Consider the following 18,463-nt stretch of genomic DNA (forward strand, 5'->3'; position numbering starts at 1 on the left):
TCTCATCATCAAGCGTTTTTTCACGCCAACTGGAGTGATACATGAAAGCACTGCTCGATCTATTCAAGCAAGTTCAGCAAAATGAACAATTCGACGCGATCAAAATTGGTCTGGCGTCCCCTGAAAAAATCCGTTCGTGGTCCTACGGCGAAGTTAAAAAGCCGGAAACCATCAACTATCGTACGTTCAAGCCTGAACGCGATGGCCTGTTCTGCGCAAAAATCTTTGGCCCGATCAAAGATTACGAATGCCTTTGCGGCAAATACAAACGCCTGAAACACCGCGGCGTTATCTGCGAAAAATGCGGCGTTGAAGTTACGCTGGCCAAAGTGCGTCGTGAACGCATGGGTCACATCGAACTGGCATCGCCAACCGCACACATCTGGTTCCTGAAATCGCTGCCATCCCGTCTGGGTATGGTGCTCGACATGACCCTGCGCGATATCGAACGCGTCCTGTATTTCGAAGCCTACGTTGTGACCGATCCAGGCATGACCCCGCTGAAAAAATGCCAGATCATGTCGGAAGACGACTACGCTGCCAAATACGAAGAATTCGGCGATGACTTCACCGCTTTCATGGGCGCTGAAGGTATCCGCGAATTGCTGCGCGCTATCGACATCGATCGCGATGCTGAAATGCTGCGTCAGGAATTGAAAGATTCCAAATCCGAAGCCAAGATCAAAAAATACGCGAAGCGCCTGAAAGTGCTGGAAGCGTTCCAACGTTCGGGTATCAAACCTGACTGGATGATCATGGAAGTGTTGCCAGTCTTGCCGCCAGAACTGCGCCCATTGGTGCCGCTGGATGGTGGTCGCTTCGCAACCTCCGATCTGAACGATCTGTATCGCCGCGTCATCAACCGTAACAACCGTTTGAAGCGTCTGATGGAGCTCCGTGCACCGGAAATCATCACCCGCAACGAAAAACGTATGTTGCAAGAAGCAGTTGACTCGCTGCTGGACAACGGCCGTCGCGGCAAAGCGATGACCGGTGCTAACAAGCGTCCACTGAAATCGCTGGCCGAAATGATCAAAGGCAAGGGCGGTCGTTTCCGTCAAAACTTGCTGGGCAAACGCGTCGATTACTCGGGTCGTTCCGTTATCGTCGTGGGCCCACAACTGAAATTGCATCAATGCGGTTTGCCGAAACTGATGGCGCTGGAACTGTTCAAGCCATTCATTTTCAACAAGCTCGAATTGATGGGCCTGGCTACTACGATCAAGGCAGCTAAAAAACTGGTTGAGATCCAGGAACCAGTCGTTTGGGACATCCTGGAAGACGTGATCCGTGAACATCCGGTCATGCTGAACCGCGCGCCTACCTTGCATCGTCTGGGTATCCAGGCGTTTGAACCAGTCCTGATCGAAGGTAAAGCGATCCAGTTGCACCCACTGGTCTGTGCTGCATTTAACGCTGACTTTGACGGCGATCAAATGGCGGTTCACGTTCCATTGTCGATCGAAGCACAGATGGAAGCACGCACCTTGATGCTGGCTTCGAACAACATCCTGTTCCCATCGAACGGCGAACCATCGATCGTTCCTTCGCAAGATATCGTGTTGGGTCTGTACTACGCGAGCCGCGAAGCGATCAACGCCAAGGGCGAAGGCATGATGTTCCCGGACGTGTCCGAAGTCATCCGTGCTTACGACAACAAGATGGTTGAGCTGGCGACCCGTATCACTGTTCGTATCACCGAGTATCCAAAAAATGTGGAAACCGGCGAATTCGAAAAAACAGTTACCCGCTACGAAACCACGGTTGGTCGTGCGATCCTGTCCGAAATTCTGCCTAAAGGCTTGCCGTTCTCAGTTCTGAACCGCGCGCTGAAAAAGAAAGAAATTTCGCGTCTGATCAACTTGTCCTTCCGTAAGTGCGGTCTGCGCGCAACGGTCGTATTCGCTGATCAATTGCTGCAATCGGGCTTCCGTCTGGCAACCCGTGCCGGTATCTCGATCTGCGTTGACGACATGCTGGTACCTAAGCAAAAAGTTGACATCATCGCGACCGCTGAAAGTGAAGTTAAACAAATCGAACAGCAGTACTCGTCCGGTCTGGTTACTGCTGGCGAACGTTACAACAAAGTGGTTGATATCTGGGGCAAAGCAGGCGACGACGTCGGCAAGGCCATGATGGATCAACTCAAAGTTGAAGACGTCACCAAACGTGATGGCACCAAAACAACACAAGAATCGTTCAATGCGATTTACATGATGGCCGACTCCGGTGCGCGCGGTTCCGCGGCACAGATTCGTCAGCTGGCCGGTATGCGTGGCCTGATGGCGAAACCGGATGGTTCCATTATTGAAACGCCGATCACCGCGAACTTCCGCGAAGGTCTGAACGTTTTGCAGTACTTCATCTCGACTCACGGTGCGCGTAAAGGTCTGGCCGATACCGCTCTGAAAACAGCGAACTCGGGTTACCTGACACGTCGTCTGGTTGACGTGACACAAGATCTGGTTGTGATCGAAGACGACTGCGGCACCTCGAACGGCGCATCGATGAAAGCGCTGGTTGAAGGTGGTGAAGTGATCGAAGCATTGCGTGACCGTATCCTGGGTCGCGTTGCTGCAAACGACATCGTCAATCCTGAAACACAGGCAACCCTGTACGCGGCTGGCACCTTGCTGGACGAAGACATGGTTGAAGAAATCGAACGCCTCGGCATCGATGAAGTAAAAGTACGTACACCGTTGACTTGCGACACCCGCTTTGGCCTGTGCGCACAATGTTACGGTCGTGACCTCGGTCGCGGCACACTGGTCAACGCCGGTGAAGCAGTTGGTGTGGTGGCAGCGCAATCGATTGGTGAGCCAGGTACACAGCTGACCATGCGTACCTTCCACATCGGTGGTGCAGCGTCGCGTGCCGCAGTGGCATCGTCGGTTGAAGCTAAATCGAACGGTACCGTTCGTTTCACCGCGACCATGCGTTATGTCACCAACGGCAAAGGCGGTCAGATCGTCATTTCCCGTTCCGGTGAAGTGCTGATTACCGATGACTACGGCCGTGAACGTGAACGTCATAAAGTACCGTACGGTGCAACCCTGATCGTCAAAGACGGCATGGTTATCAAAGCCGGTGCAGCATTGGCAACATGGGATCCGCTGACCCGTCCTATCATTACCGAATACACCGGTACGGTGAAATTCGAGAACGTAGAAGAAGGTTCGACCGTTGCTCGTCAGATCGACGAAGTGACCGGTCTGTCGACCCTGGTTGTTATCGATGCGAAACGTCGTGGTTCGGTGACCAAAACTGTACGTCCACAGGTCAAACTGTTGAACGAACAAGGCGAAGAAGTGAAGATCGCCGGTACCGAACACGCAGTGACCATCGGCTTCCAGGTTGGTGCGTTGATTACCGTGAAAGACGGTCAGCAAGTTACTGTCGGTGAAGTACTGGCGCGTATCCCGACCGAATCGCAGAAAACACGTGACATCACCGGTGGTCTGCCGCGTGTTGCCGAGTTGTTCGAAGCGCGTTCGCCGAAAGATGCCGGTATGCTGGCTGAAGTCACAGGTACTGTGGCATTCGGTAAGGAAACCAAAGGTAAGCAACGTCTGGAAATCACAGACATGGACGGCAACAAGCACGAGTTCCTGATCACCAAGGACAAACAAGTGCTGGTACATGACGGCCAGGTTGTGAACAAAGGCGAGATGATTGTTGACGGTCCAGCTGATCCACAAGACATCTTGCGCCTGTTGGGTATCGAAGCGCTGGCACGTTACATCGTTGACGAAGTTCAAGACGTGTACCGTTTGCAAGGCGTGAAGATCAACGACAAGCACATTGAAGTGATCGTGCGTCAAATGTTGCGTCGCGTTCAAGTGGTTGATGCTGGCGATGCGAACTACATCGTTGGTGAACAAGTTGAGCGTTCCGAACTGTTGGACGAAAACGATCGCGTCATTGCTCTGGGCAAAATCCCTGCAACCTACGAAAACGTATTGCTGGGTATTACCAAAGCATCGCTGTCGACCGATTCCTTCATCTCGGCTGCTTCGTTCCAGGAAACAACTCGTGTTCTGACCGAAGCTGCGATCATGGGCAAAAAAGACGGCTTGCGCGGTCTGAAAGAAAACGTGATCGTTGGTCGTCTGATCCCGGCTGGTACAGGTCTGGCATTCCACCGTGCCCGCAAGGAAAAAGACACATGGGAAGCAGAAGAACGTGCAGCACTGTTGCAATCGGAAAAAGCTGCACGCGCAGCAGAAGCCGAAGCGCAATTTGCTGACATCTCCAGCGTTCCGGACAGCGATACCGACGCGTCTTAATCACTACGCGTTTCAAGCATCAAAAACGGCATCAGGAGCAATCCTGGTGCCGTTTTTTTATATTCGCGGGCTTTTTCACAGGCTGACGGCAGCACCAGAAAAAGTGCGCAAAATGGCAAGGGATGCGAGGCTGTTGCAAGAAAGCGTCAGATTCCTCCTTATCAACAAAAATACATCAAATAATAATCATTATCATTTGCATGCTGCGCTATGATCTGGATCCTGATGAGCGTCGATAGACGTAATCACCAACCATATAGCGTGTTTCTCCCTCTGGAAACGCCACGCGCACAATCTAAAAACTAAGGCAGCCAGCATTTGTTTAGCGAGCAACCTATCCATTATTCAAGGAACGGTTGCTATGAAGCTATCAAAGAACAAACTCGCCCTGGCCACCATGCTCGTACTGCAGCAGTGGCCAGCACATCATGCTGGCGCGCAACAAATCGCTAAACTCGACGAAATTACCGTTACATCCACACGTGGGCTGGGTGGTGACATCAACCGCGCCGCGGCGACTGTCTCTGTGGTCACGGCAGAAGAAATCGAACAGCAGAATGCCAAAGATATCAAGGATGCATTGCGCTATGAGCCGGGTGTCGAGGTCAGGCGCTCAGTCTCCCGTACCAGTGGTATCAGTGGTGCTAGTGCGACTGCGGGGCGCGGTGGAAATGAAGGGATCACCATACGCGGACTGGACGGCAATCGTGTGCTGTTGCTGGAAGATGGCGTTCCGGTTCCGCGCGCTTTCAGTGTCGGTACCCTGAGTGCCGGGCGTGGCAGCTATCTGAATACGGATCTGTATCAGCGCATTGAAGTTTTGCGGGGGCCGGCCTCATCGATGTATGGCAGTGATGGTTTGACTGGCGCAGTTAACTTTGTCGTCAAAGATCCGCAGGATTACCTGAATATTTTCAACAAGAGCACTTACTTCTCGCTTCGCCCTTCTTACGATTCGGTTGATAACAGCTTCGGGACGAGCGGTACGTTCGCCGTGGGCGGTGAGCGTTGGCAAGGTATGTTGTTGCTAAATGCGCGTCATGGTAAAGAAACAGATAACAAGGGTGATCGCGATATCACCGGCACCAACCGCACAGCGCCGGATCCATTGACCTATGACACACAATCCGTGCTGGGTCGTGTGGTATTCCGTGCAACGTCCAAGGATGTCTTCAAGTGGACACTGGCAACGACTGAAAACAAAACTTCAGGCAGCAGCCCGTCTGCAATAGGCCCTGCTGCAGGTGGTACTTTTGTTACCGGATATCAAACCAGCGGCAAAGTGCAAAGTGATCGCTTCACGTTTGCTTATGAACGCGACGATGCCGATAACCCGGTAGTACAAAAAATCCGCGCCAATGTCTTCTATCGGGATGCCAACACAAACCAATACACGTTTGAAAGTGGTACTGGTACAGCCCGTCCGCGCTTCCGTGATGTGACTTACAAAGATGAGGCCATCGGTGGTGGTGTGATGGCCGAAAGCAGCTTTAACGTCGGTGGCATTAAAAATCAATTGGTGTATGGATTTGATGTCAGCAGAAGTCAGCTAAGCCAGCAAGCAACGGGAACCAGCTGGACTACCTGTACCGGTACGCAGTACTGCGAACTTTTCCCTAAAACGAATTACTCGATTTTCGGCGCGTACATACAGGACGATATACGCATAGGGAAATTGAGTGTGATTCCTGGTTTGCGCTATGACTCGTATGAGCTCGATCCCAAGGCCAGTGTTCGCTATGACGCACAAGCGAATGCAAATGGGCAGCCGGCTGCGCGTAGCAAAGACAATGCGCTCTCGCCACGACTCGCATTCCTGTATGAGGTGACGCCGGCGTTTGTGCCCTATGCGCAATATGCACGTGGGTTCCGTGCACCGTCGCCACATGAAGTGAACTCTTACTTCAACAATGTCGGTATTCCTAATCAATCGTATATGCAGATCGCTAATCCGAACCTCAAAGCGGAAACCAGCAACTCGTATGAGATCGGTTTGCGCGGCAAGGTTGATCTGGCGGATAGCCGTGTGCGCTATAGCGCGGCGGCATTTGCCGGACGGTATAAGAACTTTATCGAACTGGTACAGATAGGCGGCAACTTCCAGGTTGCGACCCCAGCTATCAACCAATACATCAACTCTGCCCGCGCCAATATCCATGGCGTAGAAGCGCGCGTCGACTGGCGCTGGAATTCAGGCTGGACCTTGCGTGGCGGTTTTGCTTACACCCAGGGCGACAGTATTAATCGCAACGGTGTAAAAACCGGACTGGATACTGTTGCGCCGCTGTCGGTGGTGACTGGCTTGCGTTATGAGCCAAATCAGACCTGGTTCGTTCAGGGAGATTTGGTGTACGCCGCAGCTAAAAAACGTGGCGATCTTGCGAGCCCGAATGTCGGCACACAACCAGCATTTGTCCCATCGTCATTTGCCATTCTTGATGTATTCAGCGGTTACCGCGTGAACAAAAACGTCAGCTTCAATGCAGGCATACGCAACCTGTTTGATCGCAAATACTGGGTATGGAATGACATCCGTGGTTTGGGTCTGGCGAGTACGGCAACCAATCTGGATGCCTATACCTCACCAGGTCGCAGTTTCAATGTGAGCATGAAAATAGAGTACTAATCGCGTGATTGCGACGACTCGTGTAGAAACGGGGCGTCGCTTATTTTTTATAGAAAGAGAAAATATGAGATACACAAAATTGATGGCTGCGCTGCTGGCGACGCTGGCACTGTCCGGAAACGCCATGGCGGATGCCGACGCTGATGCGCTCAAGGCCAAGCAGGTGGCATTGCAGGCTGAGCAACCAGGTCTGTTTGCGCGAGATATCGCGCAAAAGCTCGGCGTCAGTGAGGCGAAGTTGCTGGCGGCTGATATTGGTCGTGGCGCGACATTGCTGCGTTCAGATGTGGCTACTTATAAAGCGCTGTTTAACCGTATGCACGAACTGGGGCGCATCAAGGCGATTACCCGTAATGAAAACGGCGTAATCGAGCGTACCGCAGTCGCGCTGCCACCCAAGCTCGATGATCAGGGGCGCGTGAAGCCGGGTAGCGGCTTCGTTGGTACTGATATCGATCTGCGTTTCAAGATGGACAGCTGGGGTTATGCATTCGCCGTGGTTGCGCCACGCGCGGGTGGCCGGACCAGCCGCAGTTTCCAATTCTTTGACAAGAATGGCGAAGCGATTCACAAGGTCTACCTGAACGATGAAAAAGGCGTGCCAGCGTTTGAGAAGCTGGTTGCCGAATACAAGGCCGCAGATCAAAAGCCGGACTGGACCGTGGTCATGCCGAAACAGGCCAAGCCGCTGACGGATATGCATATCAAGGAATTGCGCAGCGCCTGGTTTGAAATGACGGACGTGCATGAATTCCAGCGCCTGATCAATGACTTCGGTATCTCGCGTGAACGTGCGTTTGAGGTAATCGGTACGGATGCGGCCTACAAGATCACCGGCAAATCGGTGGAAACCTTGCTGGAAACTGCATCCAAACGCGAACAGCCGATTATGGTGTTCGTCAGCAACTCGGGCATGGTGCAGATCTACAGCGGCCTGATCGAGAAAACCGAAGCCAAGAATGGCTGGTTCAATGTGCTGGATCCGGACTTTGACTTGCACCTGCGTCAATCGGGCGTGGATCACGGCTGGGTAGTGCGCCGTCCGGCCAAGAGCGGGACGATTACCTCGGTAGAGTTCTACGACACCAAAGGTGAGCAAGTTGTTAACTTTTTCTCGCGCCGCGATCCGGGCAAGGAAGAAACCAAGGTTTGGCGTGACATAGTTGCCAATCTGCCACAACTGAAATAACTTCTGCAGGGATATGCCGCTGCGCGCGTAGCAATTACGCATCGATCGCAGCGGCAGATGAAAAACTGTCCTTGACCCTCCATAATTTGAGGAATATACTCGCGAGTTCTCGATTTTAAGCTCTGCTGGGCTTAAGCGTTCTTTGGTCTGCCGTGTTGTATTTCCTTCCTGGCAATTCTTGCGCGCTTTTTCCTTCAAGGTTCAATCGAGCCGCGCGTTGATTTAATTCTTCCGCAATGATTCTTTAGTCCCCGGACAACCGTTTTCGGGTTCGTATTATTAATGTTGTACTAGCTGGATAGAGAGCGATGCCAACCATCAATCAACTGATTCGCCAGCCGCGTGTTTCTGCACGCGTCAAGAGCAAATCGCCGGCGCTGGAAAACAGCCCGCAAAAACGTGGCGTATGTACCCGCGTTTACACCACAACTCCAAAAAAGCCTAACTCGGCTTTGCGTAAAGTTGCCAAAGTTCGTCTGACCAACGGTTTCGAAGTTATTTCGTATATCGGCGGTGAAGGCCATAACCTGCAAGAACATAGCGTCGTGCTGCTGCGCGGCGGTCGTGTAAAAGATTTGCCGGGTGTGCGTTATCACATGGTTCGCGGCGCATTGGATACTCAAGGTGTTAAAGACCGTAAGCAAGCACGTTCGAAGTACGGTACCAAGCGTGCTAAGGCTGCTAAGAAGTAATTAAAGTTTTTCGCAGTCTCTGCGAAATGAGTGTCGGTCCCCAATGGGCCGAGTAAGTGGGTGGTTATGATGATCATCCGCGAGTGTGCGGCGAATTTGTCACCGTGTACTCAACTGAAGATTGAAAGGAATCGAAATGCCACGTCGTCGTGAAGTTCCCAAGCGGGAAATCCTGCCAGATCCGAAGTTCGGCAATGTTGATGTTGCCAAGTTCGTTAACGTTTTGATGTTGTCCGGTAAAAAATCGGTCGCAGAAAACATCATCTACGGTGCTTTTGAGCACATCCAAAGCAAATCCGGTAAAGACCCGCTGGAAGTGTTTGCTGCTGCAATCGCAAACTGCAAACCATTGGTTGAAGTGAAATCCCGTCGCGTTGGTGGTGCAAACTACCAGGTGCCGGTTGAAGTGCGTCCAGTCCGTCGTATGGCTTTGTCCATGCGTTGGTTGCGTGAAGCTGCAAACAAGCGCAGCGAAAAATCGATGCCACAACGTCTGGCTGGCGAATTGCTCGAAGCGGCTGAAAGCCGTGGCGGTGCAATGAAAAAGCGCGACGAAGTTCACCGTATGGCAGAAGCGAACAAAGCGTTCTCGCACTTCCGCTTCTAATAAAAGTAGCGCCAATGCATTTGTATTGGCGTTTGTCTGCTTATATAAATTGTTCGAAGCCGGGCACCTCATTTAAAAAAATGATGCTCGGTTTTGTTCGTTAAAGAGATATTGGATTAATCATGGCTCGCAAGACCCCCATTGAGCGTTACCGCAATATCGGTATTTCGGCTCACATTGACGCTGGTAAAACCACCACGACCGAGCGCGTCCTGTTCTACACCGGCGTAAACCACAAGCTGGGTGAAGTGCATGATGGTGCTGCTACCACCGACTGGATGGAACAGGAACAAGAGCGCGGCATCACGATTACATCGGCTGCTGTTACTTGCTTCTGGAAGGGCATGGCGAACAATTTCCCAGCGCATCACATCAACATCATTGATACCCCGGGCCACGTTGACTTCACTATTGAAGTTGAACGCTCGATGCGCGTACTCGATGGCGCCTGCATGGTTTACTGTGCAGTGGGTGGTGTGCAGCCGCAATCTGAAACAGTTTGGCGTCAAGCTAACAAGTACAAAGTCCCACGTTTGGCATTCGTCAACAAGATGGACCGTACCGGCGCGAACTTCTTCAAAGTCTACGATCAAATGCGCGCGCGTTTGAAAGCTAACCCTGTGCCTATGCAAGTGCCTATCGGCGCGGAAGATTCGTTCGCAGGTGTGGTCGATCTGGTCAAGATGAAAGCAATCATCTGGGACGACGCTTCGCAAGGTATGAAGTTTGAATACGGCGATATCCCAGCTGCGCAATTGGCTGACGCACAAAAATGGCGTGAAAACATGGTTGAGTCCGCTGCTGAAGCATCGGAAGAACTGATGAACAAATATCTGGAAGAGGGCGATCTGTCCGAAGCCGATATCAAGGCCGCTATTCGTCAACGCACCATCGCTGGTGAAATCGTTCCTATGCTGTGCGGTACTGCGTTTAAAAACAAGGGCGTACAAGCTATGTTGGACGCTGTTATCGAATACCTGCCATCGCCAGTGGATATTCCACCAGTGCCAGGCCTGGATGAAGATGATGAGCCTACCGTACGTAAATCGGAAGACACCGAGAAGTTCTCGGCGTTGGCATTCAAAATTGCTACCGATCCGTTCGTTGGTCAACTGTGCTTTATCCGTTGCTACTCGGGTACCCTGAATTCGGGCGACACGGTTTACAACTCGGTAAAAGAGAAAAAAGAGCGTATCGGTCGTATCGTTCAGATGCAAGCGAACCAACGTGAAGAAATCAAGGAAATGATGGCTGGCGATATCGCTGCTGTTGTTGGCTTGAAAGACACCACCACAGGCGATACCTTGTGCGACGACAAAGCTATTGTTGTCCTCGAGCGCATGGTCTTCCCTGAGCCAGTTATTTCGCAAGCTGTTGAGCCAAAAACCAAAGGCGATCAAGAGAAAATGGGCCTGGCGTTGAACCGTCTGGCGGCTGAAGATCCATCGTTCCGCGTGCGTACCGATGAAGAATCAGGTCAAACCATTATCGCTGGTATGGGTGAGTTGCATCTGGACATTATCGTCGATCGTATGAAGCGTGAATTCAACGTGGAAGCGACTGTTGGTAAGCCACAAGTTGCGTACCGCGAAACAATTCGCAAAACATGCGAAGAGATCGAAGGTAAATTCGTTAAGCAATCCGGTGGTCGTGGTCAGTACGGTCACGTGGTTCTGAAAATTGAACCGCAAGAACCAGGTACTGGTTTCGAATTCGTCGATGCGATCAAGGGCGGTACCGTTCCACGCGAATACATCCCTGCAGTTGAAAAAGGTGTGCGCGAAACATTGACCTCGGGTGTCCTCGCAGGTTACCCAGTGGTTGACGTTAAAGTCACTCTGTTCTTCGGTTCGTACCATGACGTCGATTCGAACGAAAACGCGTTCCGTATGGCTGCATCGATGGCGTTCAAGGACGGCTGCCGTAAAGCAAGCCCGGTCATCCTCGAGCCTATGATGGCTGTGGAAGTTGAAACACCTGAAGACTACGCTGGTACCGTGATGGGCGATCTGTCCTCACGTCGCGGCATGGTTCAAGGTATGGATGAAATCGCGGGCGGCGGCGGCAAGATCATTAAAGCCGAAGTGCCTTTGTCCGAAATGTTTGGTTATGCGACATCGTTGCGTTCGGCAACACAAGGTCGTGCAACCTACTCGATGGAATTCAAGCACTACTCTGAAGCACCTAAGAACGTGATCGACGCAATCGTCACATCGAAGGCGCCTAAGTAATAGCAAGCGTTAAAGACCCGGGAGTCGGGCGTTGTGCACAGCTCCCGGGTCGGTAGTAAATCAATTTAAACGATGTCCGATGACGGGCATCCTAATGTAAATAAATCGTTCTTTTTGAAGGAAGAATAAAATGGCAAAAGGTAAATTCGAACGGACTAAGCCGCACGTGAATGTGGGCACAATTGGTCACGTCGATCATGGTAAAACCACGTTGACAGCTGCGATCGCGACTGTATTGTCGAAAAAATTCGGTGGCGAAGCAAAAGGCTACGATCAAATCGATAACGCGCCAGAAGAAAAAGCACGCGGTATCACGATCAACACCTCGCACGTTGAATACGAAACCGAAGCCCGCCACTACGCACACGTAGACTGCCCAGGCCACGCCGACTATGTTAAAAACATGATCACCGGCGCAGCACAAATGGACGGCGCGATCCTGGTTTGCTCCGCAGCAGACGGCCCAATGCCACAAACTCGCGAACACATCCTGTTGTCGCGTCAAGTTGGTGTTCCATACATCATCGTGTTCCTGAACAAGGCAGACATGGTTGATGATGCAGAACTGCTGGAACTGGTTGAAATGGAAGTGCGTGAGCTCCTCTCCAAATACGAATTCCCAGGCGACGACTTGCCTATCGTTAAAGGTTCGGCAAAACTGGCGCTGGAAGGCGACACCGGTCCATTGGGCGAACAAGCGATCCTGGCACTGGCCAACGCACTCGACACCTACATCCCAACACCAGAACGCGCAGTTGACGGCGCATTCCTGTTGCCAGTAGAAGACGTATTCTCGATCTCGGGTCGCGGTACAGTCGTTACCGGTCGTGTAGAACGCGGCATCATCAAAGTCGGCGAAGAGATCGAAATCGTTGGTATCCGTGATACCCAAAAAACCACCTGTACCGGTGTTGAAATGTTCCGCAAATTGCTGGATCAAGGTCAAGCTGGTGACAACGTTGGTGTATTGCTGCGCGGTACCAAGCGTGAAGACGTGGAACGTGGTCAAGTTCTGGCAAAACCAGGTTCGATCAAACCGCACAAACATTTCACAGGCGAAATCTACGTTCTGTCGAAAGATGAAGGCGGCCGTCACACCCCATTCTTCAACAACTATCGTCCACAGTTCTACTTCCGTACAACTGACGTAACTGGTTCGATCGAGTTGCCGAAAGACAAAGAAATGGTTATGCCAGGCGATAACGTGTCGATCACAGTGATGTTGATCAACCCAATCGCGATGGAAGAAGGTCTGCGTTTCGCGATCCGCGAAGGTGGTCGTACCGTTGGCGCAGGTGTTGTAGCCAAAATTATTGAGTAATAAACCCGATTAAATGACAGGTAGCCCTGTCATTTAAATATCGCCGCGAGTGCTAACCCGCTCGCGGCTCGCTCTTTTAAGGAATCAAAATGTCAACAGCACCGAAATCAGCTCCAAACCAAAAGATCCGTATTCGTCTGAAAGCATTCGACTACCGTCTGATCGATCAATCGGCACTCGAAATCGTTGATACAGCAAAACGTACCGGCGCAGTTGTTAAGGGTCCAGTACCACTGCCAACACGCATCCAGCGTTTTGACGTTCTGCGTTCGCCGCACGTCAACAAGACTTCGCGCGACCAATTCGAAATCCGTACTCACGTTCGTTTGATGGACATCGTTGATCCAACTGACAAAACAGTTGACGCATTGATGAAACTGGATTTGCCAGCTGGTGTTGATGTAGAAATCAAGTTGCAATAATTGTGCATATGACAGGGGTGGCTCGGATAATTGAGCCAAATCCCCTGTTTATGCGGGCTGGGAACAACAATCCGCACATTTATGTGTTGTGGAAGCCTTGTTTACCGGTTACAATCTCGGGCTTCGCTATGGATTCCTCTTTGGAGTCCTTGTCGTATTCGTAGTTTTTGTAGTTTTAAATACATCAGCCCCGCCCAATCGTAGGTGGGAATGGAGAAAAAATGAACCAAAACCAAGATAAAGGCCAAGGCCTGCTTGGTCGCAAGGTTGGTATGATGCGCATCTTCACAGATGACGGGGATTCGATTCCTGTCACTGTGCTGGACGTGTCGAACAATCGTGTGACACAAATCAAAACGTCTGAAGTCGATGGTTATTCGGCTGTTCAGGTCGCCTTCGGCAGCCGTCGTGCTTCCCGCGTCAACAAAGCAGCAGCAGGTCACTATGCTAAAGCTGGTGTTGAAGCAGGCACAGTGCTCAAAGAATTCCGCGTTGCCGCTACTGCTGCTTCCGAACTGAAAGTTGGCGATGTTATCGCTGCCAGCCTGTTCGAAGTTGGTCAAAAAGTAGACGTGCAAGGTGTCACTATCGGTAAGGGTTACGCTGGTACCATCAAGCGTTACAACTTCAGCTCCGGTCGTGCAACCCACGGTAACTCCCGTTCGCATAATGTTCCAGGCTCCATCGGTATGGCGCAAGATCCAGGTCGCGTTTTCCCTGGTAAGCGCATGACCGGTCACCTGGGTGACGTTACTCGCACCACACAAAACCTCGAGATCGCTCGTATCGACGCTGATCGCCAACTGTTGTTGGTTAAAGGTGCTGTTCCTGGTGCAAAAAACGGTCAGGTGATTGTATCGCCGGCTGTTAAAGTCAAAGCAAAGAAGGGGGCTTAATCCATGGAACTCAAGCTCCTGAATGACCAAGGTCAAGCTGCTTCGAACGTTGCTGCGCCAGATACTATTTTCGGCCGTGACTACAACGAAGCGCTGATTCACCAAGTCGTCGTTGCTTATCAAGCAAACGCGCGCAGCGGTAATCGCAAGCAAAAAGATCGTGAAGAAGTGCATCACACGACCAAAAAGCCATGGCGTCAAAAAGGTACGGGCCGTGCTCGTGCTGGTATGTCGTCTTCGCCTTTGTGGCGCGGCGGTGGTCGTATTTTCCCGAACTCGCCTGACGAAAACTTCTCGCACAAAGTTAACAAAAAGATGTATCGCGCAGGTGTTTGCTCGATCCTCTCCCAGTTGGCTCGCGAAGGTCGTCTCTCCGTAATCGAAAACCTGTCGGTTGATGCGCCTAAGACCAAGCTCTTGTCGCAAAAATTGAAAGGTATGGGTCTGGATTCCGTGCTCGTCATCACTGATAGCCTGGATGAAAACCTGTTGTTGGCATCGCGCAATCTGCCTAACGTGCTGATTTGCGAGCCACGTCATGCTGATCCAGTTTCGCTGGTCTTCTACAAGAAGATCCTGATCACGAAGCCGGCATTGGCCAAGATTGAGGAGATGCTGGCATGAGCGCGGTTCAGAAATATAGCGAAGAACGCCTGATGAAGGTGTTGTTGGCACCAGTCATTTCCGAGAAAGCTACTTTCGTTGCTGAAAAGAACGAACAAGTTGTTTTCCTCGTTATGCCAGATGCTACCAAGCCAGAAATCAAGGCTGCGGTTGAGCTGCTGTTCAAGGTTCAAGTTGAATCTGTTCAGGTGGCTAACCGTGAAGGTAAACAAAAACGTTCGGGCCGCTTCAATGGTCGCCGCAATCACACACGTCGTGCGTTTGTGTGCCTGAAGCCAGGTCAAGAAATCAACTTCACCGAGGAGGCTAAATAATGGCACTCGTTAAAGTCAAGCCGACCTCGCCTGGTCGCCGTGGCATGGTCAAGGTCGTTAATACCGACCTGTACAAAGGCCGTCCATTCGCAGGCCTGCTCGAAAAGAAATCAAAGACTGCTGGCCGTAACAACAACGGTCACATCACTACTCGCCACATCGGCGGTGGTCATAAGCAGCACTATCGCGTTATCGACTTCAAACGCACTAAAGATGGTATCCCTGCGAAAGTGGAACGTATCGAATACGATCCTAACCGCACGGCTCACATCGCTTTGGTGTTGTATGCAGATGGCGAACGTCAATACATCATCGCAACCAAAGGTATGGCTGTTGGCGATCAATTGATGAACGGTTCGGAAGCGCCGATCAAATCGGGTAACTGCCTCCCTATCCGCAACATCCCGGTCGGTACCGTTATGCACTGCGTAGAAATGTTGCCAGGCAAGGGCGCGCAAATGGCGCGTACAGCTGGCGCTGGCGTAGTGTTGATGGCACGTGAAGGTACATACGCTCAAGTTCGTTTGCGTTCCGGTGAAGTTCGCCGTGTGCATATCGAATGCCGTGCAACCGTTGGTGAAGTTGGCAATGCTGAGCATAGCCTGCGCAAAATCGGTAAAGCAGGTGCGATGCGCTGGCGTGGTGTTCGTCCTACCGTTCGCGGTGTGGTCATGAACCCGGTTGATCACCCACACGGTGGTGGTGAAGGTAAAACGGCTGCAGGTCGTCACCCAGTATCGCCATGGGGCCAGCAGACAAAAGGCAAGAAGACACGCAGCAACAAGCGTACTACTTCTATGATCGTCTCGCGTCGCGGCAAGAAATAAGGATAAGACATGACACGTTCATTAAAAAAAGGGCCGTTCTGTGACGCCCACTTGGTGAAAAAAGTTGAAGCCGCGCAAGCGAACAAAGACAAAAAGCCAATTAAAACCTGGTCGCGCCGTTCGACCATCATGCCTGACTTCATCGGCTTGACGATCGCGGTGCATAACGGTAAGCAACACGTACCGGTTTACGTATCCGAGAACATGGTTGGTCACAAGCTCGGCGAATTCGCGCTGACCCGCACGTTCAAAGGTCATGCTGCTGACAAGAAGGCTAAGAAATAAGGTCCGATGATGGAAACTAAAGCTACCCTCCGTGGTGTGCGCCTGTCGGCTCAAAAGGGCCGCCTTGTGGCAGACCAGATCCGCGGCAAAAAAGTGGATCAAGCGCTCAATATCTTGCAATTCAGCCCTAAAAAAGGTGCTGCGATCATCAAACGTGTACTGGAGTCCGCAATTGCGAACGCTGAGCACAACGATGGTGCTGATATCGACGAATTGAAAGTTACAACAATTTATGTTGAAAAAGGTTCGGTCTTGAAGCGCTTCACAGCGCGTGCAAAAGGCCGTGGTGATCGTATCTCTAAACAATCCTGTCACATTTACGTGACTGTCGGTAATTAAGGAGTCACGATGGGACAGAAGATACATCCAACCGGTTTCCGCCTTGCGGTTTCGCGTAACTGGGCATCGCGTTGGTATGCTGGCAATAGCAATTTCGCCACCATGCTCAACGAAGATCTCAAAGTTCGCGCATACCTGAAAACCAAACTGAAAAATGCTTCAGTTGGTCGCGTCGTTATTGAGCGCCCAGCTAAAAATGCTCGCATCACAATTTACAGCTCGCGTCCAGGTGTCGTGATCGGTAAAAAAGGTGAGGACATTGAAGTATTGAAATCCGCACTGACCAAAATGATGGGCGTGCCGGTTCATGTCAATATCGAAGAAATTCGTAAGCCAGAAACCGACGCACAACTGATCGCTGATTCGATTGCTCAGCAATTGGAAAAACGCATCATGTTCCGTCGTGCGATGAAGCGTGCAATGCAAAATGCAATGCGCCTCGGTGCACAAGGTATCAAGATCATGTCGTCCGGTCGTTTGAACGGTATCGAGATCGCACGTAAAGAATGGTATCGCGAAGGTCGCGTGCCACTCCACACACTGCGCGCAGATATCGACTACGGTTTCGGCGAAGCTGAAACAACCTACGGCATCATCGGTATCAAAGTCTGGGTCTACAAAGGTGACCGCCTTGCCAATGGCGAAGCGCCGGTAATCGATGTGGCATCCGATGATGACAAAAAACGTCGTGGCCCACGCCGTGACGATGGTAAACCAAGCGGTCGTCCACGTGCTCCGCGTCCAGAAGGTCAACCAGGTGCAGCTGCACCAGGTGGCGCACCGGCCGCTAAGCGTGTTCGCGCTAAGAAGCCGGATGGCGACGCTGCTGTGTCGGCTGAGAAAGCAGGAGAATAATCATGCTGCAACCAGCACGCAGAAAGTATCGTAAAGAGCAAAAAGGCCGTAATACCGGTATTTCGCATTCGCGCGGCACAGCCGTATCGTTTGGCGAATTCGGTCTGAAGGCAGTTGGTCGTGGTCGTATTACTGCTCGCCAAATTGAAGCGGCTCGTCGTGCAATGACGCGTCACATCAAACGTGGTGGCCGTATCTGGATTCGTATTTTCCCAGACAAGCCGATTTCGAACAAACCTGCTGAAGTCCGTATGGGTAACGGTAAAGGTAATCCGGAATACTACGTGGCTGAAATTCAGCCTGGCAAAATGTTGTACGAGATGGACGGTGTGGACGAGGCACTGGCACGCGAAGCGTTCCGGTTGGCTGCAGCTAAGCTGCCGCTGGCAACCACGTTCGTCGTTCGTCAAGTCGGACAATAATAGGGGCGATCATGAAAGCATCTGAACTCCAAGGCAAAGACCAAGCGGCTTTGACCAAAGAACTGAACGATCTGCTGAAAGCGCAGTTCGGTCTGCGTATGCAGATTGCAACACAACAGTTGAACAATACATCGCAACTGAAAAAAGTACGTCGCGATATAGCACGTGTAAAAACGGTCTTGAATCAGAAGGACGCGAAATAATGAACGATCAAGTAAAACAAGCGCTCAAGCGTACGTTGATTGGCAAAGTCGTGTCTGACAAGATGGACAAGACCGTTACCGTGCTGATCGAGCGTCACGTCAAGCACCCGCTGTACGGCAAAATCATCATGCGTTCGAGCAAGTATCATGCGCATAATGAAGGTAACCAGGCAAAAGCTGGTGATACGGTCGAAATTCAAGAAGGTCGTCCTATCTCCAAAACTAAAGCTTGGACCGTGACACGCGTTGTACAAGCAGCACAAATAGTTTAATTAGTTGTTGCGGGCCCGCCATTTAGGTGTAATAATGGCGGGCTTCGTTATT

18 protein-coding genes are annotated in these 18,463 nt (G+C 51.5%); all 18 read left to right on the forward strand.

Annotated features, from left to right (window positions below; all coding sequences use genetic code 11):
* Positions 1-41 precede the first annotated feature (41 nt).
* The gene (rpoC, locus tag IXC47_RS11215; RefSeq protein ID WP_175624640.1) at positions 42-4,286 is read left to right on the forward strand and encodes a DNA-directed RNA polymerase subunit beta'; all 4,245 of its coding nucleotides are present in this window, start codon (positions 42-44) and stop codon (positions 4,284-4,286) included.
* A gap of 361 nt (positions 4,287-4,647) precedes the next feature.
* Positions 4,648-6,912, forward strand: a complete 2,265-nt coding sequence (locus IXC47_RS11220; RefSeq protein ID WP_175624641.1) for a TonB-dependent hemoglobin/transferrin/lactoferrin family receptor — start codon at positions 4,648-4,650, stop codon at positions 6,910-6,912.
* Between the two features lie 64 nt (positions 6,913-6,976).
* Positions 6,977-8,101: a hemin-degrading factor gene (locus IXC47_RS11225; protein ID WP_195875699.1), complete on the forward strand. Its 1,125-nt coding sequence runs from the start codon at positions 6,977-6,979 to the stop codon at positions 8,099-8,101.
* A gap of 308 nt (positions 8,102-8,409) precedes the next feature.
* Entirely contained in the window at positions 8,410-8,793 is a 384-nt protein-coding gene (gene rpsL / locus IXC47_RS11230; protein ID WP_175624643.1) for a 30S ribosomal protein S12, read from the forward strand.
* 136 nt (positions 8,794-8,929) lie between these two features.
* Complete coding sequence (rpsG, locus tag IXC47_RS11235) at positions 8,930-9,400, forward strand: 30S ribosomal protein S7 (protein ID WP_175624644.1); 471 nt, start codon at positions 8,930-8,932, stop codon at positions 9,398-9,400.
* Positions 9,401-9,522: 122 nt separating this feature from the next.
* On the forward strand, positions 9,523-11,631 hold the full coding sequence (gene fusA, locus IXC47_RS11240; protein WP_175624645.1) for an elongation factor G: 2,109 nt from the start codon (positions 9,523-9,525) through the stop codon (positions 11,629-11,631).
* 130 nt (positions 11,632-11,761) lie between these two features.
* Positions 11,762-12,952, forward strand: coding sequence for an elongation factor Tu (tuf, locus tag IXC47_RS11245; RefSeq protein WP_175624646.1), 1,191 nt, complete (start codon positions 11,762-11,764; stop codon positions 12,950-12,952).
* A gap of 89 nt (positions 12,953-13,041) precedes the next feature.
* Positions 13,042-13,374 (forward strand): 30S ribosomal protein S10, encoded by a 333-nt coding sequence (gene rpsJ / locus IXC47_RS11250; RefSeq protein ID WP_012081250.1) that lies wholly within the window; start codon positions 13,042-13,044, stop codon positions 13,372-13,374.
* 221 nt (positions 13,375-13,595) lie between these two features.
* Positions 13,596-14,270, forward strand: coding sequence for a 50S ribosomal protein L3 (rplC, locus tag IXC47_RS11255; protein WP_175624647.1), 675 nt, complete (start codon positions 13,596-13,598; stop codon positions 14,268-14,270).
* A 3-nt stretch (positions 14,271-14,273) separates the two neighbouring features.
* Entirely contained in the window at positions 14,274-14,894 is a 621-nt protein-coding gene (gene rplD, locus IXC47_RS11260) for a 50S ribosomal protein L4 (protein ID WP_175624648.1), read from the forward strand.
* Positions 14,891-15,208, forward strand: a complete 318-nt coding sequence (rplW, locus tag IXC47_RS11265) for a 50S ribosomal protein L23 (RefSeq protein ID WP_124574223.1) — start codon at positions 14,891-14,893, stop codon at positions 15,206-15,208. The genes rplD and rplW overlap by 4 nt, the downstream gene beginning before the upstream one ends.
* Positions 15,208-16,035, forward strand: coding sequence for a 50S ribosomal protein L2 (rplB, locus tag IXC47_RS11270; protein ID WP_175624649.1), 828 nt, complete (start codon positions 15,208-15,210; stop codon positions 16,033-16,035). Before rplW ends, rplB begins: the two co-directional genes overlap by 1 nt.
* 9 nt (positions 16,036-16,044) lie before the next feature.
* The gene (rpsS, locus tag IXC47_RS11275) at positions 16,045-16,320 is read left to right on the forward strand and encodes a 30S ribosomal protein S19 (RefSeq protein ID WP_124574225.1); all 276 of its coding nucleotides are present in this window, start codon (positions 16,045-16,047) and stop codon (positions 16,318-16,320) included.
* Positions 16,321-16,326: 6 nt separating this feature from the next.
* Positions 16,327-16,659 (forward strand): 50S ribosomal protein L22, encoded by a 333-nt coding sequence (gene rplV / locus IXC47_RS11280; RefSeq protein ID WP_012081245.1) that lies wholly within the window; start codon positions 16,327-16,329, stop codon positions 16,657-16,659.
* 9 nt (positions 16,660-16,668) lie between these two features.
* Positions 16,669-17,514 (forward strand): 30S ribosomal protein S3, encoded by an 846-nt coding sequence (gene rpsC / locus IXC47_RS11285; RefSeq protein ID WP_124574226.1) that lies wholly within the window; start codon positions 16,669-16,671, stop codon positions 17,512-17,514.
* A 2-nt stretch (positions 17,515-17,516) separates the two neighbouring features.
* Positions 17,517-17,936: a 50S ribosomal protein L16 gene (gene rplP, locus IXC47_RS11290; protein WP_175624651.1), complete on the forward strand. Its 420-nt coding sequence runs from the start codon at positions 17,517-17,519 to the stop codon at positions 17,934-17,936.
* An 11-nt stretch (positions 17,937-17,947) separates the two neighbouring features.
* The gene (gene rpmC, locus IXC47_RS11295; protein WP_112990603.1) at positions 17,948-18,139 is read left to right on the forward strand and encodes a 50S ribosomal protein L29; all 192 of its coding nucleotides are present in this window, start codon (positions 17,948-17,950) and stop codon (positions 18,137-18,139) included.
* Entirely contained in the window at positions 18,139-18,411 is a 273-nt protein-coding gene (gene rpsQ / locus IXC47_RS11300; protein ID WP_012081242.1) for a 30S ribosomal protein S17, read from the forward strand. The genes rpmC and rpsQ overlap by 1 nt, the downstream gene beginning before the upstream one ends.
* Positions 18,412-18,463: the final 52 nt, after the last annotated feature.

Origin of the sequence: Herminiimonas contaminans (assembly GCF_015645465.1) — a bacterium.
In the GTDB taxonomy this organism is placed as follows: Bacteria; Pseudomonadota; Gammaproteobacteria; order Burkholderiales; family Burkholderiaceae_D; genus Oxalicibacterium; species Oxalicibacterium contaminans.

Excerpts from the sequence above, each read along its gene's own strand:
- rpoC (WP_175624640.1), top strand. The coding sequence starts at position 42 with ATGAAAGCACTGCTCGATCTATTCAAGCAAGTTCAGCAAAATGAACAA.
- rplC (WP_175624647.1), top strand. The coding sequence starts at position 13,596 with ATGAACCAAAACCAAGATAAAGGCCAAGGCCTGCTTGGTCGCAAGGTT.
- rplP (WP_175624651.1), top strand. The coding sequence starts at position 17,517 with ATGCTGCAACCAGCACGCAGAAAGTATCGTAAAGAGCAAAAAGGCCGT.
- rpsL (WP_175624643.1), top strand. The coding sequence starts at position 8,410 with ATGCCAACCATCAATCAACTGATTCGCCAGCCGCGTGTTTCTGCACGC.
- rpsG (WP_175624644.1), top strand. The coding sequence starts at position 8,930 with ATGCCACGTCGTCGTGAAGTTCCCAAGCGGGAAATCCTGCCAGATCCG.
- rpsS (WP_124574225.1), top strand. The coding sequence starts at position 16,045 with ATGACACGTTCATTAAAAAAAGGGCCGTTCTGTGACGCCCACTTGGTG.
- IXC47_RS11220 (WP_175624641.1), top strand. The coding sequence starts at position 4,648 with ATGAAGCTATCAAAGAACAAACTCGCCCTGGCCACCATGCTCGTACTG.
- rplB (WP_175624649.1), top strand. The coding sequence starts at position 15,208 with ATGGCACTCGTTAAAGTCAAGCCGACCTCGCCTGGTCGCCGTGGCATG.
- rpsC (WP_124574226.1), top strand. The coding sequence starts at position 16,669 with ATGGGACAGAAGATACATCCAACCGGTTTCCGCCTTGCGGTTTCGCGT.
- rpsQ (WP_012081242.1), top strand. The coding sequence starts at position 18,139 with ATGAACGATCAAGTAAAACAAGCGCTCAAGCGTACGTTGATTGGCAAA.
- rpmC (WP_112990603.1), top strand. The coding sequence starts at position 17,948 with ATGAAAGCATCTGAACTCCAAGGCAAAGACCAAGCGGCTTTGACCAAA.
- rpsJ (WP_012081250.1), top strand. The coding sequence starts at position 13,042 with ATGTCAACAGCACCGAAATCAGCTCCAAACCAAAAGATCCGTATTCGT.
- fusA (WP_175624645.1), top strand. The coding sequence starts at position 9,523 with ATGGCTCGCAAGACCCCCATTGAGCGTTACCGCAATATCGGTATTTCG.
- rplD (WP_175624648.1), top strand. The coding sequence starts at position 14,274 with ATGGAACTCAAGCTCCTGAATGACCAAGGTCAAGCTGCTTCGAACGTT.
- rplV (WP_012081245.1), top strand. The coding sequence starts at position 16,327 with ATGATGGAAACTAAAGCTACCCTCCGTGGTGTGCGCCTGTCGGCTCAA.
- tuf (WP_175624646.1), top strand. The coding sequence starts at position 11,762 with ATGGCAAAAGGTAAATTCGAACGGACTAAGCCGCACGTGAATGTGGGC.
- IXC47_RS11225 (WP_195875699.1), top strand. The coding sequence starts at position 6,977 with ATGAGATACACAAAATTGATGGCTGCGCTGCTGGCGACGCTGGCACTG.
- rplW (WP_124574223.1), top strand. The coding sequence starts at position 14,891 with ATGAGCGCGGTTCAGAAATATAGCGAAGAACGCCTGATGAAGGTGTTG.